Annotated in this window: 18 protein-coding genes and 2 pseudogenes; 3 read left to right on the forward strand and 17 right to left on the reverse strand. The window is 70.8% G+C overall.

The annotated features are described in order from the left end of the window. Positions 1-198 precede the first annotated feature (198 nt). The 10 genes and pseudogenes from AB0M97_RS28540 to AB0M97_RS28585 form a co-directional block, all read right to left on the reverse strand. A complete protein-coding gene (locus AB0M97_RS28540; protein ID WP_365963862.1) occupies positions 199-1,197 on the reverse strand; it encodes a serine hydrolase domain-containing protein in 999 nt (332 codons plus the stop codon). Further along, a complete protein-coding gene (locus tag AB0M97_RS28545; protein ID WP_365963863.1) occupies positions 1,194-2,132 on the reverse strand; it encodes a hypothetical protein in 939 nt (312 codons plus the stop codon). Before AB0M97_RS28545 ends, AB0M97_RS28540 begins: the two co-directional genes overlap by 4 nt. Continuing rightward, positions 2,125-2,820 (reverse strand): hypothetical protein, encoded by a 696-nt coding sequence (locus tag AB0M97_RS28550; protein WP_365963864.1) that lies wholly within the window; start codon positions 2,818-2,820, stop codon positions 2,125-2,127. The genes AB0M97_RS28545 and AB0M97_RS28550 overlap by 8 nt, the downstream gene beginning before the upstream one ends. Positions 2,821-3,542: 722 nt before the next feature. Further along, a pseudogene (locus tag AB0M97_RS28555) lies at positions 3,543-3,659 on the reverse strand (DUF397 domain-containing protein); the annotation flags it as partial. After that, positions 3,644-4,114, reverse strand: coding sequence for a hypothetical protein (locus AB0M97_RS28560; protein WP_365963865.1), 471 nt, complete (start codon positions 4,112-4,114; stop codon positions 3,644-3,646). The pseudogene AB0M97_RS28555 and the gene AB0M97_RS28560, both read right to left, overlap by 16 nt. A gap of 86 nt (positions 4,115-4,200) precedes the next feature. Continuing rightward, on the reverse strand, positions 4,201-4,434 hold the full coding sequence (locus AB0M97_RS28565) for a DUF397 domain-containing protein (RefSeq protein WP_365963866.1): 234 nt from the start codon (positions 4,432-4,434) through the stop codon (positions 4,201-4,203). A gap of 201 nt (positions 4,435-4,635) precedes the next feature. Next, the gene (locus tag AB0M97_RS28570) at positions 4,636-5,493 is read right to left on the reverse strand and encodes a helix-turn-helix transcriptional regulator (protein WP_365963867.1); all 858 of its coding nucleotides are present in this window, start codon (positions 5,491-5,493) and stop codon (positions 4,636-4,638) included. Beyond that, a complete protein-coding gene (locus AB0M97_RS28575) occupies positions 5,477-5,989 on the reverse strand; it encodes a DUF6879 family protein (RefSeq protein WP_365963880.1) in 513 nt (170 codons plus the stop codon). The genes AB0M97_RS28570 and AB0M97_RS28575 overlap by 17 nt, the downstream gene beginning before the upstream one ends. A gap of 362 nt (positions 5,990-6,351) precedes the next feature. Next, on the reverse strand, positions 6,352-6,534 hold the full coding sequence (locus AB0M97_RS28580; RefSeq protein WP_365963868.1) for a DUF397 domain-containing protein: 183 nt from the start codon (positions 6,532-6,534) through the stop codon (positions 6,352-6,354). Continuing rightward, positions 6,534-7,382 (reverse strand): helix-turn-helix transcriptional regulator, encoded by an 849-nt coding sequence (locus AB0M97_RS28585; protein ID WP_365963869.1) that lies wholly within the window; start codon positions 7,380-7,382, stop codon positions 6,534-6,536. The genes AB0M97_RS28580 and AB0M97_RS28585 overlap by 1 nt, the downstream gene beginning before the upstream one ends. A 228-nt stretch (positions 7,383-7,610) precedes the next feature. Between AB0M97_RS28585 and AB0M97_RS28590 the strand changes: the two genes are divergently transcribed. Both AB0M97_RS28590 and AB0M97_RS28595 read left to right on the forward strand, forming a co-directional pair. Next, the gene (locus AB0M97_RS28590) at positions 7,611-8,036 is read left to right on the forward strand and encodes an ATP-binding protein (protein ID WP_365963870.1); all 426 of its coding nucleotides are present in this window, start codon (positions 7,611-7,613) and stop codon (positions 8,034-8,036) included. Between the two features lie 24 nt (positions 8,037-8,060). Beyond that, positions 8,061-8,414, forward strand: coding sequence for a recombinase family protein (locus AB0M97_RS28595; protein ID WP_365963871.1), 354 nt, complete (start codon positions 8,061-8,063; stop codon positions 8,412-8,414). Positions 8,415-8,422: 8 nt separating this feature from the next. Here the strand turns inward: AB0M97_RS28595 and AB0M97_RS28600 are convergent, their stop codons facing one another. Further along, positions 8,423-9,313, reverse strand: coding sequence for an alpha/beta hydrolase (locus AB0M97_RS28600; protein WP_365963872.1), 891 nt, complete (start codon positions 9,311-9,313; stop codon positions 8,423-8,425). 215 nt (positions 9,314-9,528) lie between these two features. Between AB0M97_RS28600 and AB0M97_RS28605 the strand changes: the two genes are divergently transcribed. Next, on the forward strand, positions 9,529-10,143 hold the full coding sequence (locus AB0M97_RS28605) for a TetR/AcrR family transcriptional regulator (protein WP_365963873.1): 615 nt from the start codon (positions 9,529-9,531) through the stop codon (positions 10,141-10,143). Between the two features lie 3 nt (positions 10,144-10,146). Here AB0M97_RS28605 and kynU read toward each other — a convergent pair whose 3' ends face one another. The 6 genes and pseudogenes from kynU to AB0M97_RS28635 all read right to left on the reverse strand — a co-directional run. Continuing rightward, complete coding sequence (kynU, locus tag AB0M97_RS28610; protein ID WP_365963874.1) at positions 10,147-11,367, reverse strand: kynureninase; 1,221 nt, start codon at positions 11,365-11,367, stop codon at positions 10,147-10,149. Further along, positions 11,360-12,208 carry a tryptophan 2,3-dioxygenase family protein gene (locus AB0M97_RS28615; protein ID WP_365963875.1) on the reverse strand — a complete coding sequence of 283 codons (849 nt, stop codon included), beginning with the start codon at positions 12,206-12,208 and terminating at the stop codon, positions 11,360-11,362. The genes kynU and AB0M97_RS28615 overlap by 8 nt, the downstream gene beginning before the upstream one ends. A gap of 135 nt (positions 12,209-12,343) precedes the next feature. Next, positions 12,344-13,699, reverse strand: a complete 1,356-nt coding sequence (gene aroA, locus AB0M97_RS28620) for a 3-phosphoshikimate 1-carboxyvinyltransferase (protein ID WP_365963876.1) — start codon at positions 13,697-13,699, stop codon at positions 12,344-12,346. Positions 13,700-13,746: 47 nt separating this feature from the next. Beyond that, positions 13,747-13,971 (reverse strand): annotated as a pseudogene (locus AB0M97_RS28625) (shikimate kinase); the annotation flags it as partial. Between the two features lie 32 nt (positions 13,972-14,003). Next, complete coding sequence (aroC, locus tag AB0M97_RS28630) at positions 14,004-15,188, reverse strand: chorismate synthase (protein WP_365963877.1); 1,185 nt, start codon at positions 15,186-15,188, stop codon at positions 14,004-14,006. 40 nt (positions 15,189-15,228) lie between these two features. Next, on the reverse strand, positions 15,229-16,278 hold a 1,050-nt coding region (locus AB0M97_RS28635; RefSeq protein WP_365963878.1), incomplete at its 5' end, for a class II 3-deoxy-7-phosphoheptulonate synthase.

Raw genomic sequence — 16,278 nt, forward strand, 5'->3', positions numbered from 1 at the left:
GGTCACGCCCACACGGTAGGCCGACGGCGACCGGCCGGTCGTCCCCGCGGAGAGGGGTTCGCGGGGGTCGGTCTCAAGTACTACGGCCAGACCACACTGGTCGGCGCACTGGCACTGGGGAAGGCGCACTCGGCAGGGGTGTTCAGCGGGGCAGAGTGGCCTTGCCGGTGGTGCCGGTGGCCCTGGGACCCGGCGCGTTCAGGCGTTGGTGTGCAGGAGGGTGTAGGCGTGTTGCAGGAAGCCCGTGGCTCTTGACGCGTTGGTGTTGGCGAGGGCGGCGAAAGCTGTCCGGGAGCGTGGGGCGAAGCCGATGAACGTGGTGAAACCCCGGGTGGCGCCGGAGTGGGAGAAGACCGACCGGCCGTCGACCTGGTGTCTGTACCACATCAGACAGAGCTGTTTGCCGCTTCGTGGGAGGCGCAGCTGTGCTTCTTGCACGGCGCGCAGTGCGGAGGGCAGGGGTGTGTCGTCGGGTTCGAGGTGGGCGCGGAGGTAGCGCAGCAGGTCGTTGCCGGTGGAGCGGAGAGCGCCGGCTGCGGGGAGAGCGGGGATCTGCCACGGTGGCATCGGGCGCCCGGAGTTGTACCCGACGGCCTGGGCCCTGTCGCTGCGGCAGTGGGTGGCGGTGAGGCCCAGCGGCCGGCAGATGCGCTCGTCCAGGAGGCGTGCGTAGGGCGTGCGGGTGGTGTGGGCCAGGGCCCGGCCCAGGAGTGCGGCACCGTAGTTGGAGTACCGGAAGTGTGTGCCCGGTGGGTGGGTGAGTCTGGTGCGGTGCACGGAGCGTGCCAGATCCTCCTCGGTGTAGGGCAGGTAGGGGTTGGTGGTGAGTTTCGGCAGGGCCTTGCGGAGGAGCCCGGGAGGCAGAGCGGGCAGGCCGGAGGTGTGGGTGGCCAGGTGCAGGGGGACGACGCGGTCTCCTCCCGGGCCGCGGAGTCGCAGTTCTCGCGGGAGGTAGGAGTTGAGGGGGGCGCGCGGGTCGACGTCGCCGTGGGCGGTGAGTCGGGCCAGCAGAAGGGCGGTGAAGGTCTTGGTGATCGAGCCCATCTCGTAAGCCGTGTCGGGGGTGGTGGGCTGTCCGGTGCGCGACTGGTGGCCGTGGCAGAAGACCTCGGACTGTCCGTTGCGCAGGACGGCGAGGGTGATGCTCGTGGCGCCCGGGGTCGCTTCGGCCAGGGCGGCGAGGTCGGATGCGCTCATCGTGGCGGCGCGGGCGAGGAGCCCAGGGCTCGGGCGAGGGTGAGGGTGCCGGCGGCGACGGCGACCACGGCGGTGTGTTCGTGGTTCTTGAACGCCAGCTCGGCGTCGTCCTCGACGGGATCATTGTCCCGCGGGGTGAGACCGTCGGGGTGCTGGACGGCAAGCAGGGGTTCCCACGCCTCGGCGGGACACTGCGGGTCGCCGATGCACGCGTCGGCGAACAGGAGTTCGCCCACCAGGTCCCACTGCCCCAGCTCGGTCCACACATCCACCCATACCGGTAGCCACTGCCGCAGGTAGCGGCGCATCGGTTCGGGCAGCCCGGAGGGTACGGCCCCCCAGTCCGTCAGGTGGAACACGGTGTGGGTGACGTCGTAGGCGGTGTTGAAGTCCAGGGCCCACGGTTCCGGGGTGGCGCCCAGCCAGGTGGCCGAGGCCAGTGCCGTCCAGTCGGGTTCCGGTCCGACGCCCAGCACGCGCCGGGCGTTCGCGATCGCCAGTCGCCGGTTGGGGAGGACTTCGCCGACGTGGGGCGCACGCAGCGTGGCACTGGAGGCCAGCAGCTCGTCCAGCTGCCGGTGACGCAGGCCCGCGACGACGAAGGACTGGTAGACCTCCATGGGGTCGCTGAGCATCAGGTGACGCAGTTGCCGCTCGTACAGGACATCACCCTGGCCCAGTTGGTTCCAGCAGAACTCGATCATCCGGCGGGCGATCTCGGTGTCGCGCGCTCCTGCCACCCCCTCACGCAGAACCAGGGACGCCGCGAGGGCGCACTCCGAGAGAGGTTTGTACGTCTCGTCGACGTCATCGCTCAGGTCGGACGAACCGTCCGCCGAAAAGTGGCCGCGGCCCACCTCGTGAGCGGCGTGAAGCCAGCCCAGGGCCTGGGAGGACCACTGCTGCACCGCGCCGAGAAGACCGGGGTCAGGCATCGACATGTCCTTCCAGCATCCGCTGCGCCAGGGTCCGGTCCAGGTCGACCAGCGCGCTTCCGCCGGCCACCTGGCCCAGCCGCACGACCAGCGCGCCGATCTCCAGAGGGACAGGTACCTGCACATGGTGCAACCAGGCCAGCCAACGCGTGAGCCGCGCCGCGGTGCGATAGTCCCGGCGCAGCATCGCCCGTGACGCTCCACGCCCGAGCATCAACGGGTTTTCACGGACCTCGCCGTGCAGCGGGCTCTCCAACCCCGGTACAGCCAGCGAGGCAAGCTGCGCCATCGACAGCGACCACTGCTGCCAGGTGCTTCGCGCGGGCAGCTCGCGGGGAGTACCCGTGTCCCGGCCGGGGAGCACCACACCGGCCCGGGACGACATCGTCCTGATGGACCACTCCCGCCAGGACCGCACCGCGTCCGGCGGCGGGTCGGCCAAGGGGAAGGCCAGATACGACTCTTTCATCACCTGGGCAGTGCGTGCATCAGGTGGTTGGGCGTGCAGCAGTTGCGGAGCGTACAGATCGACACCGAGGATCCGTACGGCGGCCAGCTCAGGGAGGGCAAGAGGGTCACGCCACACGACGGTGCCCCCGGCGCCGGTGAGGGCGTCGAGGACACGGTTCGCCATCCGTTCTGCCGCGAGGGCGTACTCACTGCGCAGTGAGTCAGCGCTGGTTGGCATAGGGCGATGGCTCCTGTCGGCAGCGGTTCTGTCTAACGACGGGGAGTCTTCGGAGCTTTCGGAGTCTTCGGCTCCTGGAGAAGCTTCAACTTGAGCAGGCACTCAGGCCTCGTAGCGGGCAGGGGACCGTCGCTGATGGCGGTCTCGCCCTCGGCCAGCAGACTGATCAGGACTTCCGCTTCAGTCGGCGAGGCGAGAAGCGTGCTCCTGGAGATGGGGACCACATGGGTGGACATCACATTCCTCCTCGAGGATCAGGGAGCCGCCCAGCTATAACCACCGATGCGACCACCTTTTCTCATGGCGTGCCGTATCTCAGAGGCTACCCCCGTGCGGTCTTCCCGACCCCCTCTGCGGTCAATATCTTTTTCTGCTTATTGGTCAGAAACGTATGGAGTCCCACCCGTTGAGCATGCAAGTGACGTGAGAGCCGCCGAAGTATTCGCGGACGATATGAGGCTGATGTTGTCGGTGGTGAAAGAACTCGTGCGTATGAGCCGCGAGTTCGGCCTGGCGGCTCTGACGTGGTGGCTGTGGGGCAGGCCTTTGAAGCGCGCCCCGCAGCCATCGAGCGTCGGCAGCCCGCCAGTTACCCAACTAATGCAGCTACACGGCTCGTTCGGCAGAAACCGATTTCCCGTCCTCGGCGCCCGGCACCATCCGGCCGGTAACCGCCCGGCGGGCGGCGAGTGCCCCGGGGACGGATACGACCGAGGTCTCGCTCACGCGTCGCCCGAAGCCTTGAGGCCGGCGACAAAGGCCGCGAACGATCTGACCGGCACGGAAAGCGTGCCGCGTGCGGGGGCCTTGGAGTCGCGGATGGCTATGCGACTGGGCAGGCCAGTTCGGGTATCGAGCGATTCGGGGAGCACGTCACCACGGCCAGGGACAGATATGAGGGACGTTCGAGATAGAAGCCGTACGACACATCGGCACCCGAGTGCAGTTGTTCGGCAGCGGTGTTCACCAGCCGGGCCAGGCGGGTCGTGTCCCGGTCACGCTCGGAGGCGAACCGGGGCGCGAACTCAGCCAGCCGCTCCCCGACCCATGCTGCCGCTTCCTTGGCCTCCTCCCAACTGCCGCGAACCAGGGAACGGGGCTTGATGAGCCAGTACGCCGTTTCCAGCGGTGGCAGACCGGATGTGGGGAACTCCGCTGCGACTTCCCGGTAGCGCTGGATCAGTTCAGGCTTGCTGCCGGGCGGGGGCGGCTCGGGGTGCGAGGGCCGTCGTAGGGCTTCCTGGTCGAAGCGTTCTCTGGGACCGGCCCACAGGTAGCCGTGATGGTGGTGCACCAGTCAATTCCCGTTCGGATGGGGTCGCGGGACCGACCGGCCCGGCTTGTGCGGATGCGGCCGGGCCGGTGGGGGAGAACGGAGGTCTAGACGTTCAGGCCGAAGCGCGCCGGGTCGATCCCGGCCGCGTCCAGTTCCTCCGTGGTGAACCTCAACGGTTGCGCGTCCGGCCGCTTGCTGTCACCCAGGGCCCAGGTGTCGTAACCGAGCCGGGCCAGGGTCACGCACGCCTCGCCGTCCGGGTGGGTATTTCCCCCGCACGCCTTCACGAACGAGGCCCCGCTGATGTCGAGCGCGTACAGGTCGATTCCGTTCAGCATCACTGCACCTTCCTGCTCAACTAATCGCGGTCATGACTGACCGCCGCCGCCCGGTGGTGGGCGGGAGACATGGGAAAGGGATGCGGACGCTTGAGCGAAGTTGCGGACCGACCTCCCGAGAGGCGGTGGCCGACGTCCGCATCTCGGCCGCGACAAGCTCCATAGGTTCATTCTGGCGCCTCAAAGGGCTGCTGTGGAGCGCTAGTCGCGTTGACGCATAAAACGGTCGGCCGCCTCTTCCAGAAACGCGCAGGCGTCGTCTCCGGTCAGCGCGTGCGACCAAAAGAGGTCGAACAAACCAAGGTGCTGCGTTACGTCTCTCGGGTCACGCAACACGACTTCCCCCGAAAACAGTTCGACTGTCACAAGGCGGTCGTCGTAGACCACGAAAATGTTCATCGGAGTGCCGGGGACGCGCTCCCCCTGCGGGACTATTCCGATCTCGACGTTGGGTTTCCTGTTCACTTCAGCCATGTGGGCGCATTGCGCGGCCATGGCCGGGAGGCTGGCGCGCTGCCACCTGACCGCCTGCTCGGTCATCAGGAACCAGAACCTGCGGGACCGGTCGTCCAGGATGGCTTGTCGGTCCATGCGAGCCTGTACTGCCCTCTGCACATCCCTCGCAGGATCACTGGCCACCGTGGGAGACAGCGTCTCCACGGCGTACTCACGGACATGCAGCAGGCCCGTAGGAATCGCCGGCAGGAAGTGCCGCATTACGCGAGAGGAACACTCAAGCGTCTTCAATTCGGCCTGTTTGTGGTACAGGCCGACGCGTGCGTAAGCCCGCCAAGACGCATAGTCGACGTTTGCCCGCCGTGCCAGCCTGAGCAGTTCGTCAGCGACGTCATTGGGCACAGCAAGTGCTTTGAGGATTCGCTCTACGTCGAGAACTGTCGGCAGCGTCCTACCGGTTTCGATGCGACTGATCTTCGTCTGGCTCATGTTGCAGCGGAGGGCCAGACGTTCCCCGCTGAGGCCGGAAGCACGGCGAAGACCCCGCAGGGCCTCCGCCAAGTCCTTCCGTTCTCTCGCTTGTGTTTCAGGTTCGATAGCCACTGAACGGTACGGCGCTTTCCAGGGCGAGGTCCTGCCATGCGAGATACTTACCGATATCAGCGTTCGTCATCAGCTCCCGATTGATCTGCGTCCCGTCGGGGCGGTAATTGAGATGGACGACCGTGGACTCATCGAACAGCCAGAAGTCCTGTTCCGGAAGTCCGGGATTGGGCCGGTCGGTCAGGTCGACGATTCGGTAGTCCTCACCGGCCGCCACATTCCCGGGGATGCACCACGCGAAGAGGTAGCGGCTGTACGGCGTCAGCGGCCGACGAACGATCTTCGCCCGGGTCATGGTCCGCCCCGCCGCCGCGTGGTCGCGGACGGTCCGGTGCCAGGGCGCGTTGAAGCCCTCGGGCATCGGCTCACCGTTCAGAAAGCTGCGAACGGTCTCGGCCTCGGCGGGCATGGTGTACGTCTGGTGCACTTCGAGCCGGAACGCGGACCGCTTGAAGTCACGGAAGTACGCCTGCCACTCGTCGCCGTCGAGGTACACGGGATCAGAGCCAGCCACGGGCACGCGCCGCCTCCTTCAAGACGTCTTCCGGAAGCAGGACGACCGACTCACCGTCGGGAGTCCGGTGCGCCACGTCGTAGCCTTGGACGGCCAGCATGCCAGGTTCCGCAGTGGCGTACACCGTCGGACAGTCACCGTTCCCGCACTTGGCATCGTCGCCGCCGCGCCTGCACGGTCCGCCGGCGATGATCCGTAATTCCTCCACCGAGGCTCCCTCCGGTCTGTGTGATGAGCAAGTTACGGACCGTCATACCCAGACGACAAGGGCGGCTCGGCGTCTAATCACGAAGTCGCATAGAACGGTGGGGGCGAGTCATCGGTGGACACGCCCAAGGTCTCGATCACACGTCGCCTGAAGCCTTGAGGCCTGCGACAAAGGCCGCGAACGAGTCGACCGGCACGGAAAGCGTGCCGCGTGCGGGGTCCTTGGAATCGCGGATGGTTATTCGGGTGGGCAGCTCGGCTATCTCGACACACATGTCACCGTCGCTGCCGTCCGAGTAGCTTGACTTGCGCCAGTTCATTACAGCTCCTTCGCCAGACGGTGAATGAAGTCCCGCGACGCGTCGGGCTCCAGGGACGCGCTCTTCACCCTTTGGTACAGGGTCTGAAGACGCATCAGCTCAGGCTCGGAATCGAAATAACGATTTCCGGCTGGCGAATCACGCCACCCGGTGTCCAACTTGGGAACTGGTCCTCCCAGGTACGTCATCGAAGTTCCGGCACCAGCGAAGCCGTCCTGGTCAAGGGGAATCACTCGCACCGACGCCCGTCCAGTCTCGATCTCGTCCAGAATCACACCGAGTTGTTCACGCAGCGCCTGGCGGTCGGACACCCGGACACGCAGAGCGAACTCGTGGACCAGAGTTTCGTACGGCTTGGGGGCGCTCTGGAAAGCTGCACGGCGTGCCATTCGATGCTCCACACGGGGAGTCACCTCGGACGGAGACAGTTCGGGCCTCATATAGCTGAAGACCGCACGCGCGTAGTCAGGCGTCTGCAACAAACCTGGCACGTGATTGATCATCACCTCGCGCACGAACGTCGCATGGTGTTCCACTTCGGCAGCATCCATGAATACCGGCGGCAGCACGCCGCGGAATTCCTCCCACCAGCCCCGCGTGCGGTCCGTCGCCATGGCCACCAGGGCTTCGATGTACGGCTCGTCCGTGCAGCCGTAGTGGGCTGCAAGCCGCCGCACCCTCTCGGCGCTCACGCCCGCCACCCCAGACTCGATCTGACTGATCTGGACGGCATCCGCACCGAGCAGAGCTGCGGCCTCACGCGACTTCAGATCCGCGGCCTCGCGCAGTCTGCGCAGCTCAGCACCCAGCCGTTTACGGCGGGTCGTGAGGTGCCTCTTCGGCGGCACGCGCCTCTCCCTGTCTCAACTGCCCGGTTCACGTACCTCGTTCGGGTAGCCAGGATACGGCAACGGGTTGCGCGATCCTAATGTTAGGAAATACCGTCAGTACCGCACCGCACACGCTGCGCAACCCCGGGGCACCGGAAGCGCACCGCGTCGTCGTGCCATGACGTCGCGGCAATGACACCGGACCGCCCCTCCCTCACCCCACTTCCCCAGAAGCGGAGCCCCCGCATGCCTGAAACCGGAGCCCTCGCGGAGCCCTGGGAGTACTCCCTCCACGTCCCGAACGACCCCCGTGCCGTCACCGTCAGCCGCCGCACCCTCCGGCTGATCCTCACCCTGCACGGCCTGATCGGGCTGGTGGACACGGCCGAACTCCTCGCCGCCGAGCTGGTGTCCAACGCCGTACTGCACACGAAGGGCCCCGCCGCCCTGCGGGTCCGCTGGTCGCCGCCGCACACGCTGCGCATCGGGGCCTGGGACGCCGACCCCGAACCCCCGCACTTCCCCGGCGAACTGAAGGAGTACTCGGCCGACGACGAAGGCGGGCGGGGGCTGCTCCTGGTCAGGTCGTGCTCGGACCTCTGGGGCTGGCAGCCGCTGACCCGGTTCGGCAACCGGGGCAAGTACGTCTGGTGCGAGCTGGCCGCAGGCTGAAACGACAACGGAGAGACCACCATCATGCTCAAGCCAGACCCCGCCGTGATCTACCTCCGCGTGGAGACCGGCCGCCCGCCCGGCGCCGCCGAGGACGACGCGCGAGCCTTCGCCGGCAGGCGCGGGCTGACGGTCGCCGGTGTCGTCACGGACCCGTACGGCGACGCCGATCCGTGCGAGCGCGCCGGATGGCGGCGCGTCCGGGACATGGCCGCGGCCGGTGAGATCGGCACCGTCATCGTCCGGTTACCGTCCTGCCTCGCCCCGGAGGACGCGCACGAGGTGCGCTACCGCGAGATGCGGTGGCTGCTCGACCGCGGCGTGCGGGTGCGGTTCTCGTGGCCCGCGTTGACCCCGCCCGACGGCGGGGCCGGATGAGAGGGCGCTCACCACGCCAGCTGGGCGATCTCCTCCGCCACCACCGCGCACGCGTCCGCCGCCGGGTCGATGAGCGGGAAGTGACCGACGTCCTCCAGCAGGGTCAGGCCCACCACCTCGCCCGCTCGGGCCGCCGCGTCCGCGTACGACTCGGCGACCGCCTGCGGTACGTCGATGTCCTCGCGGCCCTGGACCAGCGTGGTGGCGATGCCGGTCGGCAGGAGCAGGACCGGGTCGGCGTACGGGCGGCGCTCGGCGAACACCCCTACGCCGCCCAGGAGTTGCCGCGCCGCGCCCCCGCACACGTCCAGCGTGTCCGCGACCGCCAGGTCGGCGATCGGGGCGAGCGCGACCACGCCGCGCAGAGGCGCGGGCCGGTCGGTGCGCCACGGGGCGTCGGCGGGCAGGAGGTGCCGGGCGGCGACCCACAGGGCGAGGTGACCGCCCGCCGAGTGACCGGTGACGACGACGCGGCGCGCGTCGGCCCCGGGCAGCGCCTCCCGCGCCAGCGCGGGCAGCGCGTCCAGCGCGGCGGCCACGTCGTCGAAGGTGTCGGGCCAGCGGCCCGCCGCCCCGCCCCCGCCTCCCGGGTCCGCACCCCGCCGGTACTCCACGCTGGCCACCGCGAACCCCCGGTCGGCGAGGAACGCGGCGAACGGGCTGATGTGCCGGCGGTCGTAGGCGGCCCGCCAGGCCCCGCCGTGCAGCACGACGACCAGCGGGGCCGGGCCGCCGGGGCCCACCTCGCGGCGTGCGGCGTAGAAGTCGATCACCTGGTCGGGGTGGTTCCCGTACGCCGCGCTCACGTCGGGGTCGGCCACCGGGTGCGAGAAGGCCGACTTCTCCTCGGCGGCGGCGCGGACAGCGGCGTTCTCCGGTTCTGCGGCGGCGTCCGGCATGCTCCAACCTCTCAGCGATGAAACGGATTTGGCGGACCAGGAGAGAGAATCGGCCGTTGGCCGGGACGGTACCAGGCAGGTGACGTGCGCGGACACGGGGATGTCACGCACGGTGAGGATCAAACGGTTCTGCCGTTTCGTTACCCTGGCCGGGGAGCCCGCGCCCGGGCCGGACGGGCCCGCGCCGCCGCCCCACCCGTACGAAGGAGGCCGACATGTCCGCCGAACCCGGCACCGTACGCCCCGGAGGACGTACCGCCCGGGTCCGCGCGGCGGTGCTGCGGGCGGCCGGCGACGTGCTCGCGGAGCGGGGGTTCGCCCACCTCGACCTCGCGGACGTGGCCCGGCGCGCCGAGGTCGGCAAGACGACCGTCTACCGGCGCTGGGGCACCCCGGCCGCCCTCGTCGCCGACCTGCTCGCCGACATGGCCGAGCAGTCGCTGCCCCGCACCGACACCGGCAGTGTCCTCGGCGACCTGCGCGCCAACGCGGACCTGGTCCGGCGCACGCTCGCCGACCCCCGCCAGGGCGCGCTGTTCCGCGCGGTCATCGCGGCGGCGAGCTGCGACGAACGCACCGCCGGGGCGCTGCGGCGGTTCTACGCCGTACGGGTCGCCGAGTGGGCGCCGTGCGTCGAACAGGGCGTCAGGCGCGGGGAGGTGCCGGCCGGGACCGACGCGGCGGCGGTCGTCCGCGCCGTGTCGGCCCCGCTGTACTACGCCCTGCTCACCACCGGCGAGGCCCCGGACCCGGCCGCCGCGGACCGCGCGGCACGCGCCGCGTTCGCCGCCGCGGCGGCCGGGGTGTACGTCACCGGCCCCGGGGCCTGACCCTCACGCCAGCACCTCGGCGAGCACCCGCGCCGCCCGCTCCGCGTCCGCGAAACCGACGTACAGCGGGGTGAAGCCGAAGCGCAGCACGTCCGGGGCGCGGAAGTCGCCGATCACGCCCCGCTCGATCAGCCGCTTCATCACGTCACCCGCGTCGTCGCAGCGCAGCGCGACCTGGCTGCCGCGCTCGGCGTGGGCGAGCGGCGTCAGGCACTCCACCCGGCCCTCGGGGACGTACGCCGTGACGCACCTCAGGAAGAAGTCCGTCAGGGCGAGCGACTTGGCGCGCACCGCCTCGACCGGGACGCCCTCCCACACCTCCAGGGCCGCCTCCAGGGCGAGCATGGACAGGATGTCCGGCGTGCCGACCCGGCCGCGCCGCACGCCGGACGCCGCCTCGTACTCCGGGGTCATCCCGAAGGGCTCGGCGTGCGAGGTCCAGCCGGGCAGCGGGGAGTCGAAGCGGTCCTGGAGGCCGCGGCGCACGTACAGGTAGGCCGGGGAGCCCGGCCCGCCGTTGAGGTACTTGTACGTGCAGCCGACCGCCAGGTCCACGCCGTGCTCGTCCAGGCCGACCGGCAGCGCGCCCGCGCTGTGGCACAGGTCCCACACGGCGTACGCGCCCGCCTCGTGCACGGCGGCCGTGAGCCCCGGCAGGTCGTGCAGCCGGCCGGCGCGGTAGTCGACGTGGTTGAGCAGCACGGCGGCGGTGCGCGGACCGAGCGCGTCCGGGACCTGCGCGGGCGTCACCGGGCGCAGGGTGCGGCCGGTGAGCCGGGCGGCCGACGCGGCGATGTACCCGTCGGTCGGGAACGTCGTCGCGTCGACCAGGATCTCGTCCCGGCCGTCCCCGGCGAGGCGCACCGCGCCCACCACCGCCTTGAAGACGTTGACGCTGGTCGAGTCGCCGACCACGATCTGCCCCGGCGCGGCGCCGACGAGCGGCGCGATCCGGTCGCCGATCCGCTCGGGCGCCGTCCACCAGCCGCTCTCCTCCCAGGACCGGATGCGCAGCTCGCCCCACTGGCGGCGTACGACGTCCGCGATCCGGTCGGGCACCGCGGCGGGCAGCGCGCCGAGGGAGTTGCCGTCGAGGTAGACCGCGTCGTCGAGGACGAACCGGGCGCGCAGCCCGGCCAGCTCGTCGGACGCGTCGCGTTCCCTCGCCTCCGCGGCGAGGCCGGGCACCTGCCGGGACACCGGCTCCGTCACCACGTCAGACATACGACCGCGCCGTCCACAGCTCGGGGAACACGTTCTTCTGCGCCCGCTTCTCCAGCCACGCGACACCCGCGGAGCCGCCCGTGCCGGCCTTGGCGCCCATCGCGCGGCGGGTGGCGACCAGGTGGTCGTTGCGCCAGCGCCACACCAGTTCCGCGACGTTGGTCAGCGCCTCGCCCAGGCGGGTCAGCTCGGCGTTCTGGTCCCCGGCGTAGACGGCCGCCCAGGCCGCCTCCACCTCGGGCGACGGCTCGTACCGCCGGGACACGTCACGCCGCAGCACGGCGTCCGGGATGTCGTACCCGCGGCGGGCCAGCAGCCGCACGGCCTCGTCGTAGAGGCTCGGCTCGTGCAGGGCCTTCTCCAGTTCCGCGTGGGCGCGCGGCGCGCCCCGGTGCGGGACCAGCATGGACGCGGACTTCTCGCCGAGCAGGAACTCCAGGCGGCGGTACATCGCCGACTGGAAGCCGGAGCCCTCGCCGAGGGCGGAGCGGTACGCGTTGAACTGTGCCGGCGTGAGCTGGGCGAGCGGCGTCCAGGAGGCGTTCAGCGCCTCCAGTTCGCGCACGGAACGCTTCAGCGCGGCGATCGCCGTCGGCACGTCGTCCGAGCGCAGGGCGCGCGCGGCGGTCTCCCACTCGTGGACGATGACGGTGAACCACAGTTCCATGACCTGGGTGGTGACCAGGAAGACCATCTCGCCGGGATCGTCGGACAGGGTCTGCTGGAGGTGCGTGAGCACGTCCGCCTTGACGTAGTCCTCGTACGGCGTCGTACCGGCGAAGTCGAGATGCGGGGTCTCGGGCTCTTGAGCCTGGTCAGCCTGGTGAGCCTGGTGGGACATCGCTGTCTCCTGTGTGTACTCCGGGTAGCGGTCCGCCCCTGCCGATGCCGGCACGGGGGCCCCGGTCCCCACTCGCATCCTCCGCAATCGTCCCCCGCCAGGGCAAGGGCCGCCTGGTCGGGGTGGCCCGTCCGGTCACGGGTGGCCCGCCAGCATGCCGTGCCACAGGCCCGGGAAGTCGGGCACGGTCTTGGCGGTGGTCGCCACGTTCTCCACCTCGATGCCGGGCACGACCAGGCCGAGCACCGCGGCGGCGGTGGCCATCCGATGGTCCTCGTAGGTGCGCACGACCCCGCCGCGCAGGGGCCGCGGGCTGATCCTCAGCCCGTCCGCCGTCTCGGTGACGTCGCCGCCGAGCGCGTTGATCTCCCTGGTGAGCGCGGCGAGCCGGTCGGTCTCGTGGAACCGCAGGTGGGAGATGCCGCGCAGGCGGGACGGGGAGTCGGCGAGGGCCGCGACCGCCGCGAGGACCGGGGCCAGCTCACCGGCCTCGTGCAGGTCCGCGTCGATGCCGTGGACCGCTCCCGAGCCGGTGAACCGCAGGCCCTCGGGGGTGAACTCGGCCGTCCCGCCCATCCTCGTGAACAGGTCGCGCAGGGCGTCACCGGGCTGGGTCGTGCGCCTCGGCCAGTCCGGGACGACCACGGTGCCGCCGGTGACCAGCGCGGCGGCCATGAAGGGCTGGGCGTTGGACAGATCCGGTTCGACGGTCATGTCCCTGCCGAGCAGAGGGCCGGGCGCCACCCGCCAGCGGTCCGGCCCGCCGCCGTCCCCGAGTGCTTCCACGTGGGCCCCGGCGGCCCGCAGCATCGCCACCGTCATACGGATGTGCGGCATCGACGGCACGGTCGGGCCGGTGTTGCGGACCTCCAGGCCGCGCTCGAACCGGGGCCCCGCCAGCAGCAGCGCCGAGACGAACTGCGACGACGAGGACGCGTCGACGCCGACCGTGCCCCCGGTGGGCGCGCCCGTGCCGTGCACGGTCAGCGGCAGGGTCCCCCGCCCCTCGTCGGCCACGCGGACACCGAGCGCCCGCAGCGCGTCCGTGACACCACTCAGTGGTCTCTCACGGGCGCGCGGGTCGCCGTCGAAGCGCACCTCGCCCTCCGCGAGCGCGGCGACCGGCGGCAGGAACCGCATCACCGTGCCGGCGTTGCCCACGTCCACGGCGGCCGGGCCCCGCAGGGCACCGGGGAGGACCCTCCAGTCCCCGTTCGGCAGGTCGTCGACGCGGACGCCCAGGGCGCGCAGACCGGCCGCCATCAGCAGGGAGTCGCGGCTGCGCAGGGGTCTGCGGACGAGGCCGGGCCCGTCGGCCAGGGCGGCCAGCACCAGCGCGCGGTTGGTGACCGACTTGGAGCCGGGGACGGTGACGGTCGCATGGACCGGGGCGGACGCGGTCGGGGCGGGCCACAGGTCCGGCGACACGTCACCTTCCCGGCCCGAGCCGGACCCGCCGGGGGCCGGGACGGCGTGCCGTCGGCCGCTCATGCTCCCGCCTCGCCGCAGGCGGCGCCCAGCAGCGCCGGGCCGGGGCCTTCGAGGACGGCGCCGCCACCCAGAGCCAGCACCCCGTCGTGCCCGGCGAGCGCGGACCGCACCGCCCGCCGTTCCAGCTCACGGAAACGGGACTCACCGTCCGCGCCGAAGATGTCGGCGATCTCCCGGCCCTCGGCGGCCACGACGTCCGCGTCCGTGTCCCGGAAGCCGCAGCCCAGGCGGGCGGCAACCAGCTCGCCGACGGCGGATTTGCCGACGCCCATCGGGCCGACGAGAACGACGACCGGACCCGTACTCATCGCACGGCCAGGCTGCCGAGGTACGACGTGACATTGCGGCGGGTCTCCGTCACCGAGTCGCCGCCGAACTTCTCCGCCACCGCGTCCGCCAGGACGAGCGCGACCATCGCCTCCGCCACGATCCCCGCCGCCGGGACCGCGCACACGTCGGAGCGCTGGTGATGAGCCTGCGCCGCCTCACCGGTCACCACGTCGACCGTCCGCAGCGCCCTCGGCACGGTCGCGATCGGCTTCATCGCCGCCCGCACCCGCAGCAGTTCACCCGTGCTCAGACCACCCTCCGTACCACCGGAACGGCCCGTGACCCGCTTGATGCCCTCATCCGTCGTGACGATCTCGTCGTGGGCCTTCGAGCCGGGGACCCGCGCCAGGTCGAAACCGTCGCCGACCTCGACGCCCTTGATCGCCTGAATGCCCATCAGCGCGGCGGCCAGCCGGGCGTCCAGCCTGCGGTCCCAGTGCACGTGCGAACCGAGACCGACCGGCACGCCGTAGGCGAGTACCTCCACCACACCGCCGAGGGTGTCGCCGTCCTTGCGGGCCTGGTCGATCTCCGCGACCATCGCCTTCGACGCGTCCAGGTCCAGACAGCGCACCGGGTCGGCGTCCAGCCGCTCCACGTCGGCCGGCGTGGGGCACACCCCGTAGGGGGCCTGCGCGCCCGCCAGTTCCACGACGTGGCTGACGATCTCGACGCCGGCCGTCTCCTTCAGGTACGAGCGGGCCACCGCGCCCAGCGCCACCCGCGCCGCGGTCTCCCGCGCCGAGGCACGCTCCAGCACCGGACGCGCCTCGTCGAAGCCGTACTTCTGCATCCCCGCCAGATCCGCGTGCCCCGGCCGGGGACGGGTCAGCGGCGCGTTGCGGGCCAGGCCCGCGAGCACCTCCGGGTCCACCGGGTCGGCCGCCATGACCTGCTCCCACTTGGGCCACTCGGTGTTGCCCACCATGATCGCCACCGGGGAGCCGAGGGTGAGGCCGTGCCGGACGCCCCCCAGCAGGGTGACCTCGTCACGCTCGAAGTTCATGCGGGTGCCGCGGCCGTGGCCCAGCCGCCGCCTCGCCAGGTGGTCCGCCACCATGTCCGTGGTGACCGGCACGCCGGCGGGAAGGCCCTCCAGCGTCGCCACCAGTGCGGGGCCGTGGGACTCCCCCGCGGTCAGCCAGCGCAACCTGCTCAACGTCCGGCGTCCTTTCCCCCGAAGTCGGTGTGGCCGTGCATCACTGGTCCCGGTACATCTCGGCGACCAGGAACGCCAGGTCGAGCGACTGGCTGCGGTTGAGCCGCGGGTCGCAGGCCGTCTCGTAGCGCTGGTGCAGGTCGTCCACGGACACCTCGTCGCCGCCGCCCACGCACTCGGTGACGTCGTCGCCGGTCAGCTCCACGTGGATGCCACCCGGGTGGGTGCCGAGCGCCTTGTGGACCTCGAAGAAGCCCTTCACCTCGTCCAGTACGTCGTCGAAGCGGCGGGTCTTGTGCCCGGAGGCCGCCTCGAAGGTGTTGCCGTGCATCGGGTCGCAGACCCACGCCACCACCGCGCCGGATGCCGTGACCTTCTCCACCAGCTCCGGCAGCCGGTCGCGGACCGTGCCCGCGCCCATCCGCGTGATGAAGGTCAGCCGGCCCGGCTCACGGTCCGGGTCGAGCCGGTCGATCAGCGCCAGCGCCTCGTCCGGCGTGGTGCCCGGGCCGAGTTTCACGCCGACCGGGTTGCGGATCCGCGAGGCGAACTCGATGTGCGCGTGGTCCGGCTGGCGGGTGCGCTCGCCGATCCACACCATGTGCGCGGACACGTCGTACAGCCGGCCGGTGCGCGAGTCGACGCGGGTGAGCGCCGACTCGTAGTCCAGCAGCAGCGCCTCGTGCGACGAGAAGAACTCGACGGTCCTGAACTCCTCCGGGTCCGCCCCGCACGCGTGCATGAAGTTCAGCGCCCGGTCGATCTCCCGGGCCAGGGCCTCGTAACGCCGCCCGGACGGCGAGGACTTCACGAAGTCCTGGTTCCAGGCGTGCACCTGGCGCAGGTCGGCGTAGCCGCCGGTGGTGAAGGCACGCACCAGGTTCAGCGTGGAGGTGGAGGCGTGGTACATGCGCTTGAGCCGCTGCGGGTCCGGGACGCGGGCCTCCTCGGTGAACTCGGGGCCGTTCACCGAGTCCCCGCGGTACGTCGGCAGGGTCACGCCGCCGCGGGTCTCGGTCGGCTTGGAGCGCGGCTTGGAGTACTGGCCGGCGATCCGGCCGACCTTCACCACCGGCACGGAGGCGGCGTA

The sequence above is a fragment of the Streptomyces sp. NPDC051207 genome (assembly GCF_040682395.1).
Classification (GTDB): Bacteria; Actinomycetota; Actinomycetes; order Streptomycetales; family Streptomycetaceae; genus Streptomyces.